Genomic DNA, 16,346 nt, shown 5'->3' with positions numbered 1-16,346 from the left:
TTCAGGTAGTAAAATAAGTCATTCAGCCGGTTTGTTTTTCGTGAATTGGGCTGTGATGTTAGATTTGTGTAAGAACCAACTCCTCCATGACGCACCGCCTAACGACTCAACAAAAATGGCAACTCGCATTCAGCGTGTTCGTTGTGTATTGGCCCATCCGGATGTACGTAAATATCAGCAACCCCAGCTGGGCGTTCCGGGTAACGCGCATTCCATTTTTCGTGATGGAAATTGTGTTGTCTATTTTTTTCTTCTTTGCCTGGCTCAGCGTTACCGAGTGGATTCAGCGCCGGTTGTCGTCCTGGTTTGGCGAGGGGTTATTTATTGAGTTCAAGATACCCGCCCAATTAGCTACCATCTTGATCGCCAGTCTGATGGCTGTTGTTTTCAATTTCGGATTCTCGGCACTCTGGCATTCGCTGGATGAATATCTGGAAAGCAAAATTCCGGCGTACCGGTATCAGCCCCGTCGGCAGACGGCCATACCGCACACGCCGGAAATGATGTTATTGCGTAAGGAAAATCGCGACCAGCGCGGTCGGGTCAATAATGGTCTGACGGTGCTGGCTATGCTGTCGGCCTTCTATCTGGCGGCCAACCGACGCGCGTACCGACGGCTGGAAGACGTACAGGTGCGAGCCGAACGCCTGGAAAAAGAAAATGTACAGGCTCAGTTTGCCGCTTTAAAAAGTCAGGTAAATCCGCACTTTTTGTTCAATAGCCTGAGTATTCTGTCGTCGCTGGTTCATGCCGACGCCGACTTGTCGGAACGGTTTATCGACCAGTTGTCCCGCGCTTACCGCTACATTCTGGAGCAAAAAGACAATGAGCGCGTCCTGCTCAAAACAGAGCTTGAATTCATCCAGGCCTACCGCTTTTTGCTGAATATCCGGTTCGAGAACAAATTTGACGTCATCATTAACGTACCGGAAGCCGACCAGACTCGCTACAGCATTGCGCCCCTGACCCTTCAGTTGCTGGTTGAAAATGCGGTCAAACACAACCGAATGTCGGCCCGGGAACCTCTACAGGTGCATATTCAGTTGGAAGGCGATTGTCTGGTTGTGCAGAATAACCTTCAGCATAGGCCTCAATCCGAAACATCAACCGGGCTGGGTTTACAGAATATTATCAATCGCTACACCTTGTTAACCGACCGCCCGGTCTGGATTGGTGAGGTAGATGGAAGCTTCGTGGTGGAGATTCCTTTATTAGTTGAACGGCCCAGCGACCTGATGCCGCTCCGTCCGGTAAATGAGCAGGTGTAAGCCTGGTTTCCGGCGGAGGCCTTCTTACTTTTTAGTTAGCTTATGAACGTTGTTATTATTGAAGACGAAAACCTGACCGCCAAACGGCTCGAAGGACTGCTTCACAAATATGATCCATCCGTTAACGTACTGGCCCGAATTCCGTCCGTAGCCGACGCGGTCGATTGGTTCGGTAATCCCCATCCGGCTATTGATTTAGTGTTCATGGATATCCACCTGGAAGACGATCTGGGGTTCCGCATCTTCGAGCAAGCCAAACTCACTACGCCCGTGGTGTTTACGACCGCCTACGATGAATACATGATTCAGGCCTTTAAAGTAAACAGTATCGATTACCTGCTCAAGCCCATCAATTACGACGAGCTGGTGGCAGCCATCGAAAAATTCAAGTCGTTCAAACAGCAGTTTGGTCAGTCTACCTCCATTACCCCGGACCTTGAAACCTTGTTAGGCCTGCTTGGTCAGCCAAAGTCGACCGATTACAAAGACCGCTTCATGATCACGGTCGGCACGAAGATACGTAGCGTCGAAACCAGTGAGATCGCGTATTTTTTTCTGGAAGAAAAGATCGTGTTTCTGGTTACCAAAGACGGTCTGAATCTACCCGTCGACTACAGCCTCGACAAGCTCACGCAACTGCTGAACCCACGACAGTTTTTTCGGATCAGCCGTCAGTTTCTGGTGTCGCTGCCCGCCATTCAAACCATCCACACGTTCTCGGCGGGTAAACTAAAGCTGGATTTAATGCCCCGGCCGAAGCAGGAGGTTTTTGTGAGTGGCGACCGAATGACGGAGTTTAAGGAGTGGCTGGGGAAGTAAACCGGTACAGATAGGGCGCTTTGTGGGCTCCTCCGGTCATCTTTTTTTCAAGCCGTTCTAAAATTCCGAGACTCAGCATCTTACGTTGAAAATTAGTCCGCTGCAACGGTTTCCCTAACACCGTTTCGTACAATTGCTGAAGATCCGCCATCGTAAAGGTTTCGGGCAGCAGATTAAACCCAATCAGTTTATCATCCAGGTTAGCCCGCAGGGTTTCCAGCGCCTTCTGCACAATATGCCCGTGATCGAACAACAGCGCAGGCAAACTCGTCAGATCATACCACGCGCAACTAGCCGACAGCGCATCCGGCGTTGGGCTGGCCTTCGTGAAATCAATCAGGGCGTAATACCCGATGGACACGAACCGGCGCAGGAGCCAATGGTCATCTGCTAACGTAATACCGACCTTGTCCAAAATCGCCCGCTGCGTTTCAGCGTCCCGCCGGTTGCGGTCACCAAACGTATAGAACTGCTCAAGGTAAATATGCCGCAGCCCGGTACGTACGGCCAGCACACGGGAAGCGGCTTCGTCCAGATCTTCTGACTCGTAAATGAAACCGCCCGGCAACGCAAATATGCCAGAGTTGCGAAGCTCAAGCAACAGGATTTTCAACTGACCTTCGTGAAATCCAAAGATGACCGTATCAATCGATAGCCCAGGCAAAATTTCACCCCCATCCGGCAGTAGGGCCGTATAGTTCTCCTGAAAACTCATGTAAGGCGTTTTTTGGTGAAAAATAAGAAAAGATGGCCGCTGCCAACGTACCGTTCGTTAACGTATCAATATAATCCAATGAAGCTGTTCGGAATTTGATTGTTCACCCGTTTTTGCTATCTCGATTGCAGAGAAAGACCTCTCCTACTGAGCCGCAGCGCAATTCATGGAACGGGAACGAAGCCGGAGTTAAATCCTTCGTACCTTTGTCGCCCAATCAGTTGCCAGTGTGCAGCGTAACAAGTAACAATACCAATGAATAGTCCAGAACGGCGGCAGCGCGGCCAACATAAAGACATCCAGCTAACCGTATCAGAACCCGCACAATTGATGGTGTTTCTGATTGATAAACTGCCGCATAAGAACCGGAACAACATTAAGTCGCTGCTGAGCAATAAGCAGATTCTGATTGACGGTAAGGTATACACGCAATTTAACCATCCGGTACAGCCGGGGCAGGTCGTAACGGTAGCCGGTAACCGGGCCCCGCAAACGACGCAGTATCGGGGGCTCACTATCCTCTACGAGGATGCCCATCTGATTGTGATTAATAAGCAGCCAGGATTGCTCTCAATGGCCACCGACAAAGAGCGGGATCGCACGGCCTACGGCATCCTGAGCGATTACGTCAAAAAAGAAAATCCCAAACATAAAATCTTCATCATTCACCGGCTCGACCGCGAAACGTCGGGGGTAATGATGTTCGCCAAAAGCGAAAAAGTCCAGCGGCTGATGCAGGAATCGTGGAATGCCACGACCAAACAGCGAACGTATGTTGCGCTGGTAGAAGGCGTTCCCCAACCGCCACAGGGTACCGTCAGTTCCTACCTCCGCGAAAGCAAAGCTCTGATTGTCTATTCCAGCCAAAACCCCGAACTAGGTCAGTTTTCGATTACAAATTACAACGTATTAAAGGCAAACGACCACTTCGCCCTGCTGAACCTGGAACTGGAAACAGGTCGCAAAAACCAAATTCGGGTCCACATGCAGGATATCGGGCATCCGGTTGTCGGCGATGCCAAGTACGGGGCCACTTCCGACCCGATTGGCCGGTTGGGGCTCCACGCCGAAGTTCTTGCGTTCGAGCATCCGATCACGGGCGAGCCTATGCAGTTCAGCGCCCCCGTCCCCAAATCGTTCCTGAACGTATTCAAGGCTGTTCAATAAATACTCCCTCTCTTTTAAATTGATAAATCCTACCGAATTAGCCAACTATTCTGTCAGGATTTAGTATTGGTATTGTCACTCGCCGAACGGATATATTTTTCGGTTCAGCGAGGACATGCTAATGGATGACGTATTGATTACCAGTGAATTTATTGGAGGACTGCAGGCTAGGTGGTAACGTATCAGTTCGCTCAACGGCCGGGTTGGTTTCGGGTAGCCAAGCTGGCGATTTGCTAGTTCGCAGCGCTCGGATTGTCAGCGTTCAGTACCTGCCAAACGGCGTTGGCGACCATACGTAATAAACGGGCTCGCTCAAAACAGGGAATTGTTTCCCCCGCCAATTCACTGGCTTCAGCACCCTAAAATTGGCATTCAACCAAATTCATTTTTTAACGTCTTACTGACATGCCAGTTTTGGGTGTCATTTCAGGGATACAACCGATTGCTATGAAGACGCTGTTACTTTCTATATCTATTATAAGCTCAACGACTGTGTTTGCGCAGGTTCCGGTTACACCCACGGCTCCTGCCAGCAGTACCCAGACACCGGCGGTTAGTCCGCAGCCGGCCAGTGCTGTTCCCGATCCGTTCGGCACAGCCACTCCCGCCAAAGCCGATACCATCACTCCCGTTTACATCACCCCTGATCCGGCAGCGGTAGGTAATGCGCCCGCTACAGGTGCAGCCCCTACCGGCGTTACGCCCGGCCAACGGGTGTCAGAATCTGAACCGCTCCCCCGTGGGAATGGCCGCATAGTCGGCGTGCTGATGGACTCGACGACCAATAAGCCCGTCGAGTTTGCCACGATCGCCGTACTAAATCCACAAACCAACAAACCCATCGACGGGACCACAACCGACGATAAAGGTAAATTCGCCTTGAACAAACTGGCACCGGGTCGGTACCGGCTTCAGTATTCATTTATCGGCTACAAAGACAAGCGCAGTGCCCTCATCACAGTCGACAAAGGCACTGACCTGAACCTAGGCATGGTTAAACTGATTCCCGACGTTCGCACCCTGAAAGAAGTGAACGTAGTGGGTCAGGCGGCTATGGTCGAAGAAAAGGTAGATCGGCTCGTGTATAATGCCGATAAAGACATTACGGCTAAGGGCGGGGATGCTGGCGACATTCTCCGGAAAGTACCGATGCTGTCGGTTGACCTCGACGGTAACGTCAGTTTGCGGGGCAGCAGCAACGTTCGGGTATTGATCAACAACAAACCCTCGACCATTGTGGCCAGCAGCGTGGCCGATGCCCTGAAGCAGATTCCGGCCGACATGATCAAAACGGTGGAAGTGATTACCTCGCCCTCGGCCAAATACGACGCCGAAGGTTCAGCGGGTATCATCAACATCGTAACCAAGAAAACGACCTTGCAAGGAGCCACCCTCGACATAAACGGGGGCGCTGGTAACCGGGGCAGTAACCTGGGCCTGAACGGAAACTACCGGACTGGCAAGATGGGCTTTTCGCTCAGTGGCTTCGGTCGGGCTGAGTACAACGTAAAAGGCTCGTTCTCCAACGACCAGACCACGCGTTCAGCTGCCGGTGATGTGCGGACCCTGCAATCGGCTAACACCTCAAGCCAGCGTTTATTCGGTAACTACCAACTCGGCTGGGATTATGACATCAACAAAAGCACCTCGCTGACAGCCAGCCTTCGCTACGGAGCCCGAAATGGCAACAACAATCAATTTAACCTGCTGACCCAGACGTTTCAGCCAAACGGCTTCTTCCCGCTAATTAACAATCGGGACGTTCGCACGAAAGATCGGTCAGGCACGGTAGATGCGAACGTTACATACACCAAGACGTACAAGCCCCAGCAGGAGTTCAGCGTGCTGGCCTTGTATAGCCGCAACAACCGCACAAACAATTTCGTAGCGGACATCCTAGGCGGAACCGATTTTCAGACCATTACGTCCCGCCAGCGAAACGACAACATCAGCTATAACCAGGAATCGACCTTACAGATTGATTACCAGACCCCAATGGGCAAAAATCAACTGATAGAATTTGGGGGTAAAGGCATTTTCCGGCAGGTAAACAGCGATTACGAATACCTGATCGCTAATGGCTCGGATGCGCCTTACGTGGTTGACAATTCACGACCCGCCAATACGCTGTACTACGATCAGAATATTGCGGCCTCTTACCTGTCCTATACCTTAACGACAAAGAGTAAGTACACCATCAAAGCAGGTGCTCGCTACGAATACACGTTCGTGAATGCCCGGTTCAGCAACGAGTCGACGGCACCAGCGGCTTCGATTCCTGATTACGGAAACCTGGTACCCAGCATCAACATTTCGAAGAGCCTGGGTGGCGGTAAGATCATCAAACTGGCGTACAACCGTCGGATTCAGCGGCCGGGTATTCAGTTCCTGAACCCGAACGTGAACTCATCCAACCCAACCAACATCACCGTTGGTAACCCATATCTGTCGCCCGAACTGACCGACAATGTGGAGTTCAGCACCAGTGCCAACATCAAAGGGCTGTATCTGAATGCTTCGCTGTTTGCCCGGCGCACCAACAACGAGATCACCGCGGTTCGCGATACGGCCCGCCAGTCCTTCGGCGATCCGGTTAACCCGGTGTACCAGCAGGTTATCCGCACCAGCTACCAAAACGTTGGTCATCAGGATGCGTACGGCATCAACCTGTTCGGTAACGGTACGTTGTTCTCGAAATGGCAGCTGGGTGGCGGTATCGACCTCTACCACGTCAGCCTGACCAACAACAATGCGAATCCTATTTATTCGGCATCAAATTCAGGTTGGGTAATCGCCGGTCGGTTAATGACCAACCTGACCCTTAAAAATGGATGGGGGGTTCAGGCCTTCGGCGGTATGCGCGGCAAACAAGTGCAATTGCAGGGTTACCAGAGTTCAATGTACTTCTATAACGTGGGCGTTCGTAAAGACATCAACGAAAAACGCGGTAGCATTGGCCTGGCAGCAGAGAACTTCTTCAACCATCCCTTCACGATGCGTTCGGAACTGGCCTCGCCGATCCTGACGCAGAACTCGCTGACAAGCTTCTACAACGCTGGTATTCGGTTGACATTCAGCTATAAGATTGGTAAGATGAGCTTCGATCAGCCTCAGCAACGTCGTCGTTCCATCAACAACGACGACATTAAAGAAGGCGATAACGGCGGTGGCGATGCCGGAAACCAGCCCCAGCAATCAGCCCCCGCAGGCGGTGGTAACCGGGGCGGTGGACGCGGTGGTCGTCCAAGATAAGCAAAGCTGACCAGGCGATAATTAGTGGTACATTTTGTGAGATCGTTGTATAGTAGATTAGAATAGGTTATGGGTAATCCCTCCTGTGTTGCAGGGGGGATTCTTTTTTGTGTCTACCTAATGTTTCTTATTCCGGCCAACAATCCTCAGTTGTACAGGCGTAAAATGCAGATAATTTCCAGTTAGGTTTACGGCTACTTATTCCATTCAAGCCCCTGACAAACGATTACCCACCTCATACGCGACGACGATATAGCTGCAACGAATTTCTGTTGTACAACGTACTTAACTAGATACTGCATCCGAATTGCCATTCCATTCATCAGCAAAACCATCTGCTGTTTATCTATATAGACTTTTTACCAAAATACTGGACTTTACCAGTATTGCCTATGCACTAGTAAACTTTGTTGACTATAAAGGGGTTAACTTACATCGAATACTCTACCTGACGATTGCATGAAGCAACTAGTACCTAACACGGTTGCGCTGAGCTTTTTATTGATTCTGTGGTCTTTCGTATGCGTAGCCCAAGCAACTGTGTATACGGTTTCGGGGCGCGTAACAGATGCGGCTACAGGCGACGGTATTCCGTTTGCCAGCATTGCCGTAAAAGGGCAAACGACGGGCACGACCTCCGACGAAAATGGCCGCTATTCATTACGTATCAAACAGTTAGCCGACTCGCTGCTGGTGATGAGTCTGGGCTATCAGACGCATTCGTATCCGCTGCTGCCCCAGGCCACCCAAACCGTTGACGCTCAGCTCAAGTCAGCCGCTACCAGCTTACAGGAAGTAAAAGTATACGCAAAAGGAGGAGACCCCGCCTACCGGGTCATTCGCGAAACGGTACGTCGGCGTGGCCAGTTTGATCCTGCGCAGTTGACCGCGTATCAGTACGACAGCTATACAAAGATTGAAGGCTATATCAACGACTTTACAGAAACGCGCAAAAAAAGTAAACGGCCGGGGCCAATCGGGCGATTATTGGGTAAGCTGCCAGCTATAACCGACGAAAACGGTAGACCCGCCGTGCCGGTCTTTATCTCGGAGACGTTCTCCAATTTCTACGCCCGCAGCAACCCCGAGAAAGTAAAAGAGCGCGTGCTTAAATCACACGTAACGGGGGTGGGCGTTAGCGACGGCGGCCTGATTGCCCAACTAACGGGAGCGTCGTTTCAGCAATACAATTTCTACCGAAATTCCTTATACATTCTGCGCAAAGACATTCCGTCACCGGTTGGCGCACAGTGGGAAACAATCTATACCTTTCGACTGAAAGATACCGTCTCGCTCGGCAACGCCACCTGTTACGAAATCGAATTTACGCCCAAACGGGCCGCTGATCTGGCGTTTATTGGAACCGTCTGGATCGATACGTTGCAGCTCGCCCTCGCTCAGGTAGATGCCCGGGTTGATAAACGGGCGAACATCAACTTCGTCGATGAACTGCACATTGAGCAGGAATGGACGACCATTACGTCGGGGCTACGGTTTCCGACCCAAACGCAGGTAACGATTGATACGGATCAACCAACTCCTCGCGCTCCGGGGGCTCTGGTCCGCTTTTTTGCCACGGCCCGGAATATCACCGAAAACCAGCCGAAAGACCCTACTTTCTACGATCCATCCATCGAACTGGCCGACGACTACCGCGAAGCTGATACGGCTTTCTGGCAACGCGTACGTCCTGACTCGCTCTCACCCGATGAATGGCGAGCCATGCGCGTGGTCGACTCGGTTCGGAATGTGCCCCTGATAAAGGTTGCTGGTGAAATTATCAAGCTGGGTGTGCTGGGCTACAAACCCATTGAAAAATGGAACATTGACATTGGTCCCCTTCTCTATTCGTATGCCAGCAACAGCGTAGAGGGGACGCGGTTTCGGTTTGGGTTGCGGACAAACACCGGCTTTAGCCGAAAATGGCTGCTGAGCGGTTATCTGGCGTATGGCACTAAAGACGAAACGTTCAAGTACAGCGCCAATGTCGAGTATATCGTAAACCGCAAACCCTGGACGGTTCTGGGCGCTCGCCGGACGTATGACTTGGAGCGGGTTGGGGTATCGGCCGACAATATCGGCAACAACTCGCTGTTTGCAGCTTATTCCCGATTTGGCACCATCCGGCGACCCTATTTCCAGGAAGAGAATCTGCTGTATTTCCGGCGGGAGATGGGTCGGGGGTTCACCCAGACCATAGCCCTGCGTAACCGCAGTTTCGAGCCGCTTTTCCCCTTTGCCTTTCGGCCACAGCTTCGCGACAATGATCAGTCCATGCGCAGCACGTACCGCACGTCGGAGCTAATCTGGGAAACTCGGTTTGCCCCGGATGAAGTCATTCTTCAGAATGATAACGTACGGGTAAGTGCGGGCGCGACTCGCAAGCCAATTTATACGCTCCGGTACACGGTTGGGCTGCGGGATGTGCTCGGTGGCGATTTTGCTTACCAGCGCGTAGCTCTAACCATGAAACACTCGTTCCGCGTGGGCGTACTGGGCCGAACGTACTATTCGCTGGGCGCTGGCATCATACCCGCTACGGTTCCCTATCCATTACTATATACCCCACTGGGCAACGAGTCGCTATTTTACGTGGGTAACGCCTACAACCTGATGAACTACTTCGAGTTTGTCTGCGACCGCTGGGCGACTGTACAGTTTGAGCATAACTTCGGCGGATTGTTGTTCAATCGACTGCCCGTATTCCGCCAGCTTAAATGGCGCGAACTCGTCACGGCGAAAGTACTGGCGGGTAGTGTATCGTCGGCTAACCTCGCCATGATCCCGGCCACTGATGGCAACGGCCAGGCGGTTGAAGGATTCAGTTCGTTGACACGCACCCCGTATATTGAAGTCGGCTACGGTATTGACAACATCTTTAAGGTGTTACGTGTCGATGCCATTCACCGGCTTACGTATCGCGATAACATCAGCCGGACCGGCATCCCCGTAACCCCATTCGCCATCAAAGTATCTGGCTGGCTGGCGTTCTAAACTTGCCAACTATTAGCGTTCGCCAGCACTTGCTCTACGGTTAGTTGTTCCAGCGAAGGGGCTACCAGATCGGCTTGTACCAGTAGTTCCGGTTGGGCAGTTTTAGGCTTCTATTTCTAGCTCCGTGCGACAGGCTGCGCGTTCCGATAGAAAAGTTTTATAATCTTCATTCCCAAGTTAGAACTGACAAGTCAACCGACCTGTTTGGTTAGGTTTGAGCTCTGTTACGTAATTTCACACGACATAGGAAGCTCCTGGGTTGTTTCTGTTGTTACATTCCGCTTTTATTCACGCACTGCGCAATTGATTTTAAAAATGAAAAAATACAAGTATTTGTTTTGTTGTCGAAGCCGTTGGTTTGCCTGAAATTGCTTTCCAAATAATTGGAGAACTGCCTAATCCCAATGCAGATTCGGAATGAAGCGGTGTCGGATAGATGGTAATGAGAGTATTCATAAGGTTTCAAGTAGCTTTGCGATATGGAAACCGGAATTTACATTCCTATTATTTCTGATTACGGCTTCAAAGCTACCTTTGGCAACGAAGCTGATACGTTATTCCTTCGCACAGCGTTACAGGCCCTGATCAAGTCGGACACGCCTATCCGAGAAGTGCATTTTGATAAGAATGCGTTTGAAGCGCTAACCATCGACAGCAGGAGTGGCATTTTTGATTTAGCCTGCACCGATGAAAATGGTAGTCAGTTCATTGTCGAAATGCAGTTGGGCTTAGCTTTGCATTTTGTGCAGCGTATGAAATTTTATGCTCTCCGTAAGTTTAACACAGTGGTTGAGCGGGGAGAGTTCGATTAGCCAATCTGCCCAAGATCTATGCCATTGCCATTTTGGCTAAGAGCATTTTACCAACCGCTCATTTTCATACGATTGCCAATCTACGGAGCGAAGCTGGTGAAATCATTGATACCCAGATGACGTTTATTACAGTAGAATTGGCTAAGTTCAACAAGCAAGTAGCCCAGATAGAGACGGACTTAGAAAAACTGGTTTATACGATGAAGACGCTACACACAACTGAGTCTACTGAGTATCCTGCTTTCTGGAATGAGGAATGGCTCAAGCGAGCCATTGATGAACTGGACACGCGGAAGATGACACCTGAAGAGCGAGCGTATTTTGCTCGTGTGACAGCGGCCAACGCCGAAGCGGTAAAAGCAGAGAAGCGGAAAATTCAGGAAGCAGAAACCGCTGTGAGAATTGAAACCGTGAAGAGTGCCTTAGAAATGGGGTTAAGTTTTGAGCAGGCTGCTAAACTCGCTAATGTGTCGATAGAATTTGTGAAACAAGTACAGGAGTAGTAGCCACCTTTATAGTCAGCGGCCCTGGCAACAGGAAGCACGTTCCTAAATCAAAGCTCGACAGCCCAACGCCACCATGGGTGGAAATGTCTCCCTGGGGTCGTCATCAGCCCCTGTGGCTGTTGGGCAAGCTGGCCAAAACCCGATCGTAAACAGACGGCTATCAGGAAGACAATCATGCTTGGTTAGCGCTCGCCAGCACTTGCTCTACGGTTAGTTGTTCCAGCGAAGGGGCTACCAGATCGGCTTGTATCAGTAGTTCCGGAGAGCCTAAGCCGACGACAAACATACCGGCCCGTTTACCGGCTTCAACTCCTGCCACTGCATCCTCAAACACGACACATTCAACCGGACGAACCTCAAGCTCCTGAGCCCCTTTGATGAATACTTCCGGGTCGGGCTTACCCTTGCTGATTTTGGTTCCGTCGATAACGGCATCGAACGTCTGTGTCATGCCAATGCGTTCGAGAATCAACGGCGCGTTCTTACTGACCGAACCGAGCGCGGTTTGCAGACCGGCTTTACGTACCTGCGAGAAAAAGTTAGCCACGCCTGGCAGAATGTCGTCCGAGGTCATGCGGCTAACCAGTTCGAGATACCATTGATTCTTCTCCGCAGCCAGTTCCGCTTTTTTCTCATCGGGGAACGTCAGGCCGCCATGCTCCAGGATGATGTCTAGTGAATCGGTGCGGCTGACGCCTTTCAGTCGCTCATTAAACTCCTCCGAAATATCGAAGCCGAGTTCATTTGCCAGCCGACGCCAGGCCTGATAATGATATATAGCAGTGTCGACAATGACACCGTCGAGATCAAAAAGAAAAGCCTTAATGGGCATACTGATTCAAGTTGTATTCTAGCAAAATTACGTAGCGTTGGCGGCTTATCCGCCGAAATGCGTAACGAATCGACGTAATAGTTCAGGATACAACTGCAAGTTCAGGAATCCGGAAACATGCTTAATTCATGCGTGGATCGATTCTAGGCTATTTATCAAACAAGAATGCTTCCTGGTGCCATCAAGAGATGCATCAGGAAGCACTGTATATAGGTAAATCTTACTTACTCAACTCCAGCACGAGCGCCGTTTTGGCGGGGAGTTTGATTAGCTTCAGGTCGTTCAGCGTTTGATCCGTCAGTACGTTACGGGCCGATGTGAAGCCGTTCATGCGTTCAGCGAAGCGGTTTGTGTCCAGTGAAATCTCTTTATCGTTCGTGTTTGTGGCCACCATCACCGTCTTGCTGGCATCGTACCGAAAATACACATACGTACCATCCTGGGGCAGAAACTGCATGAGCTTTCCGGTATGCATCACCGGATTATCCCGCCGATACGTAGCGAGTCGGCGAATGAACAGAAACGCTTCATTTTCGCGATCAGTACGTCCAGCAGCTTCGAACTTGTTTTGCTTATCGCCGGGAAAACCTCCGGGAAAATCCCGGCGTACCTCCGCATCCGACGGGTCTTTGAAGTTCTTCATCAGGATCTCAGTGCCGTAATACATCGAGGGAATACCACGGGTTGTCAGTAGCCAGGTCAACCCCATCTTATACTTATCGAAATCTTCCCCAATCACAGACAGGTACCGATCCGTATCGTGGTTATCCAGGAACGTAACCAGTTTATTGGGGTCGACATACACCGCGTCCTGAGCCAGCGCCTGGTAGAACCGGTTCACCCCATCGTCCCAGCTAAACTTCTGTTTCAGCGCATCGAGCATGGCCGAATACACCACAAAGTCAAGGCCACCGGGTTGGTTGGATTTAAACGGAAAATCGATCTTGTTGCGGGTGTAATACGCCTGATCGACTACGTTGTTCACCCACGACTCTCCAAAAATATGAATCCTGGGATACTCATCCATCAGCGCTTTGTTGCAGCGGTTCATAAACGGCTGGTCGTTGTACATATACGTATCGACGCGCCAGGCATCCACCCCGAACTCTTCAACCGACCAGATGGCGTGCTGAATCAGGAAATTTGCCAGAAACGGATTGTTCTGGTTTAAGTCGGGCAGGTGGGGAACAAACCAGCCATCGAGCGTAACCCGTCGGTCGCTCTCGGCACCGTGCGGGTCCGTAATGGGCTGGTATTTATACGACGTATTGGTATACGCAGGCCACTGATGCAGCCAGCTCTTCATGGGCAAATCTTTCAGAAACCAATGGTTGATACCTACGTGGTTATAGACCGCATCCTGCACCACTTTCATACCGGCTTCGTGCGCTTTCTTAACGAACGCTTTATACGCATCGTTACCGCCCATCCGCCGATCGACAACGTAATGATCGGTGAATCCGTAGCCGTGATAAGCCGACCGCATTGCGCCCCCTTCGTTCGTTAAGGGCTGGTCGTTCTCCAGTACGGGCGTAAACCAGATGGCCGTAACGCCCAGATCTTTGAGGTAGTTTATTCGTGAGCCCGCACCGGCTAAGTCACCCCCATGTCGGTAAAATGGATTCTCTCGATCGGCATTTGGGTCGGCCATATCGGCGAATTTATCATTGCCCGAATCACCATTTGCAAACCGATCGGGCATGGCCAGGTAGATGAAGTCGGCAGCGGTAACGCCCTGACCTTTCGGCGACCGATCGCGCGCTTTGAGCACAAACGGCTGGGAGAGCGTCTGCCCCCCTCGCTTGCCCACCAGTTGAATGGTGCCCGGTTTGGCGCTGCCTGCAATGGTCAGATCGAGAAAGGCATAGTTCGGATTCTCGACCGTATGAGTTTTCACCAGTTTTACGCCGGGATACGTAACCGAGTACGTCAGCGCTCCAGCGTTGGGACCGTATACCAACAATTGCAGATTCGGATTTTTCATACCTACCCACCAGTTCGTTGGATTAACGCGCGTAATCTGGGCGTTTTGGGCGAAGGCCCCCAGACCAGTCAATAGTATACAGGCGAGGAAACCAATGTAAATTCTTTTCATACAAGGCTTAATTGACGACAGGACATACGGCCATCTGCTGACCGTAGCGGCACAATAATGCAAAAATAACCCAAGTTTTTCGCCGAAAAAGGCCATAGCTTTGTGGTTAGCTTTGCAAGCCACCGTAACACTCACCCTGAACAGTATGAATACCACTTCCGTTGTCCCTATCATGGACAAATTGATTATTTATCAAATTTTCACGCGTTTATTCAGTAACCAATCCATAACCAACCGGCCAGCCGGCAGTCTGGCGGAGAACGGAGTCGGTAAATTCAACAATATTAACGACGCTGCGCTGCGGGCGATCAGGCAGTTTGGTGCATCACACATTTGGTACACGGGCATCCTCGAACATGCTACCCAAACCGATTACACGCCCTTCGGCATTCCATCCGACGATCCAGCCATTGTAAAAGGCCGGGCCGGTTCGCCCTATGCCGTTAAAGATTACTACGACGTAGCACCAGACCTGGCCGTTAACGTTGCGGACCGCATGGCCGAGTTCGAAGCGCTCGTGCAACGTACGCACGCGCATGGCCTGAAAGTGATTATCGACTTCGTGCCCAATCACGTGGCCCGGCAATACAAATCCGATGCGAAACCGGCGGACGTCGCCGATCTGGGTGAACAGGATGATACGACCGTAAACTTCTCGCCCGACAACAATTTTTATTATCTACCCGGAGAGACATTCGTCGCGCCGAACACAGGCGCTGCGGGTGAGGCCACGCACCAGGAATATCCGGCTAAGGTTACCGGCAGCGGCTCCATTACGGCCGCACCCGATGCGAATGACTGGTACGAAACCATCAAATTAAACTACGGTATTAACCTCTTCGACGGAGGCAGCCGTCACTTCAGCCCTGTGCCCGCCACCTGGCAGCAGATGCTGGACATTTTACTGTTCTGGGCGGAGAAAGGGGTAGACGGCTTTCGCTGCGACATGGCTCAGCTAGTGCCCGTCGAGTTCTGGCAGTGGGCCATCAGCCAGGTGAAGCAACGTTATCCACGGCTGATTTTCATCGCTGAAATCTACGAACCCGGTTTATACCGGTCGTTTATCTTCCAGGGTGGTTTCGATTACCTGTACGACAAAGTAGGTCTGTACGATGCCGTTCGCCGACTGATGGAAGGGCAGGGTTCGTGCTACGATCTGACCCGCGTATGGCAGCAGGAATCGGGCGATTTTCCGCAGCACATGCTTCGTTTTCTCGAAACGCACGACGAGCAACGGATCGCGTCCCGTTTTTTCGCCAACAATCCGTGGGCGGCCGTACCCGGTATGACGGTAGCTGCCACTATGCATACCGGTCCCGTGCTGCTATATTTCGGTCAGGAGGTTGGCGTGCGGGCCGAGGGCGCAGAAGGGTTTAGCGGGGATGATGGCCGGACGACGATTTTCGATTATTGGGGACTGCCTGACTGGCAGGGCTGGATCAATCAGGGACACTATGACGGAGGAGGCTTACTGAATGAGCAGCGGGAGTTACGGGCGTTCTATCAGCGGCTGAATCACCTCGTCAACGGCTCAGACGCCATTCAGAACGGCTATTTTTATGACCTTCAGTACGCTAACGACAACGGCCAAAGCGAAGGCTACGACGCTAATCAGATCTATAGTTACCTGCGCTACACCGACCGCCAGAAGCTGCTGATCGTCGCTAATTTTTCCAGCCAGACAACGTACGAAACAACCGTTCGCATTCCGGATCATGCGTTCGCAACGATGGGGATCGAGGCCAGCCGAACGTATCAGTTCACTGATATTTTTCTGACTTCGCTGCAACTTGAAGCAACCGGTTCGGCTGGCGTTTCGCTGGTGTTACCGCCGTGGAGCGTTCAGGTGCTGGAAATTAAATGATCATTGTTTCGTTACTTTGCGG

The 16,346-nt window shown here is 51.4% G+C and carries 11 protein-coding genes; 8 read left to right on the top strand and 3 right to left on the bottom strand.

Features of this window, described 5'->3' with window-relative positions; all coding sequences use genetic code 11:
• The first annotated feature begins 86 nt into the window (after positions 1-86).
• Together ACYVIY_RS04415 and ACYVIY_RS04410 are read left to right on the top strand one after the other, a co-directional pair.
• Entirely contained in the window at positions 87-1,268 is a 1,182-nt protein-coding gene (locus ACYVIY_RS04415; protein WP_460975069.1) for a sensor histidine kinase, read from the top strand.
• A gap of 42 nt (positions 1,269-1,310) precedes the next feature.
• The gene (locus tag ACYVIY_RS04410; protein ID WP_460975068.1) at positions 1,311-2,087 is read left to right on the top strand and encodes a LytR/AlgR family response regulator transcription factor; all 777 of its coding nucleotides are present in this window, start codon (positions 1,311-1,313) and stop codon (positions 2,085-2,087) included.
• Here the strand turns inward: ACYVIY_RS04410 and ACYVIY_RS04405 are convergent.
• Entirely contained in the window at positions 2,065-2,802 is a 738-nt protein-coding gene (locus tag ACYVIY_RS04405; RefSeq protein ID WP_460975067.1) for an NUDIX hydrolase, read from the bottom strand. The genes ACYVIY_RS04410 and ACYVIY_RS04405 overlap by 23 nt on opposite strands.
• A 255-nt stretch (positions 2,803-3,057) precedes the next feature.
• Between ACYVIY_RS04405 and ACYVIY_RS04400 the strand changes: the two genes are divergently transcribed.
• The 5 genes from ACYVIY_RS04400 (at position 3,058) to ACYVIY_RS04380 (ending at position 11,530) form a co-directional block, all read left to right on the top strand.
• Positions 3,058-3,969 carry an RluA family pseudouridine synthase gene (locus tag ACYVIY_RS04400; RefSeq protein ID WP_460975066.1) on the top strand — a complete coding sequence of 304 codons (912 nt, stop codon included), beginning with the start codon at positions 3,058-3,060 and terminating at the stop codon, positions 3,967-3,969.
• 447 nt (positions 3,970-4,416) lie between these two features.
• Complete coding sequence (locus ACYVIY_RS04395; RefSeq protein WP_460975065.1) at positions 4,417-7,221, top strand: TonB-dependent receptor; 2,805 nt, start codon at positions 4,417-4,419, stop codon at positions 7,219-7,221.
• 459 nt (positions 7,222-7,680) lie between these two features.
• Positions 7,681-10,215: a DUF5686 and carboxypeptidase-like regulatory domain-containing protein gene (locus tag ACYVIY_RS04390; protein ID WP_460975064.1), complete on the top strand. Its 2,535-nt coding sequence runs from the start codon at positions 7,681-7,683 to the stop codon at positions 10,213-10,215.
• Between the two features lie 479 nt (positions 10,216-10,694).
• Positions 10,695-11,027 carry a PD-(D/E)XK nuclease family transposase gene (locus tag ACYVIY_RS04385; RefSeq protein ID WP_460975063.1) on the top strand — a complete coding sequence of 111 codons (333 nt, stop codon included), beginning with the start codon at positions 10,695-10,697 and terminating at the stop codon, positions 11,025-11,027.
• A 32-nt stretch (positions 11,028-11,059) separates the two neighbouring features.
• Positions 11,060-11,530: a PD-(D/E)XK nuclease family transposase gene (locus ACYVIY_RS04380; RefSeq protein WP_460975062.1), complete on the top strand. Its 471-nt coding sequence runs from the start codon at positions 11,060-11,062 to the stop codon at positions 11,528-11,530.
• 175 nt (positions 11,531-11,705) lie between these two features.
• Here the strand turns inward: ACYVIY_RS04380 and pgmB are convergent, their stop codons facing one another.
• Together pgmB and ACYVIY_RS04370 are read right to left on the bottom strand one after the other, a co-directional pair.
• On the bottom strand, positions 11,706-12,365 hold the full coding sequence (gene pgmB, locus ACYVIY_RS04375) for a beta-phosphoglucomutase (protein ID WP_460975061.1): 660 nt from the start codon (positions 12,363-12,365) through the stop codon (positions 11,706-11,708).
• 220 nt (positions 12,366-12,585) lie between these two features.
• The gene (locus tag ACYVIY_RS04370; RefSeq protein WP_460975060.1) at positions 12,586-14,460 is read right to left on the bottom strand and encodes a glycoside hydrolase family 13 protein; all 1,875 of its coding nucleotides are present in this window, start codon (positions 14,458-14,460) and stop codon (positions 12,586-12,588) included.
• A 145-nt stretch (positions 14,461-14,605) separates the two neighbouring features.
• Here ACYVIY_RS04370 and ACYVIY_RS04365 point away from each other — a divergent pair, with 145 nt between their 5' ends.
• Positions 14,606-16,324: an alpha-amylase family protein gene (locus tag ACYVIY_RS04365; RefSeq protein ID WP_460975059.1), complete on the top strand. Its 1,719-nt coding sequence runs from the start codon at positions 14,606-14,608 to the stop codon at positions 16,322-16,324.
• Positions 16,325-16,346 lie beyond the last annotated feature (22 nt).

The sequence above is a fragment of the Spirosoma knui genome, from assembly GCF_054780635.1.
This window is presented reverse-complemented; position numbering and strand designations above follow the sequence as displayed.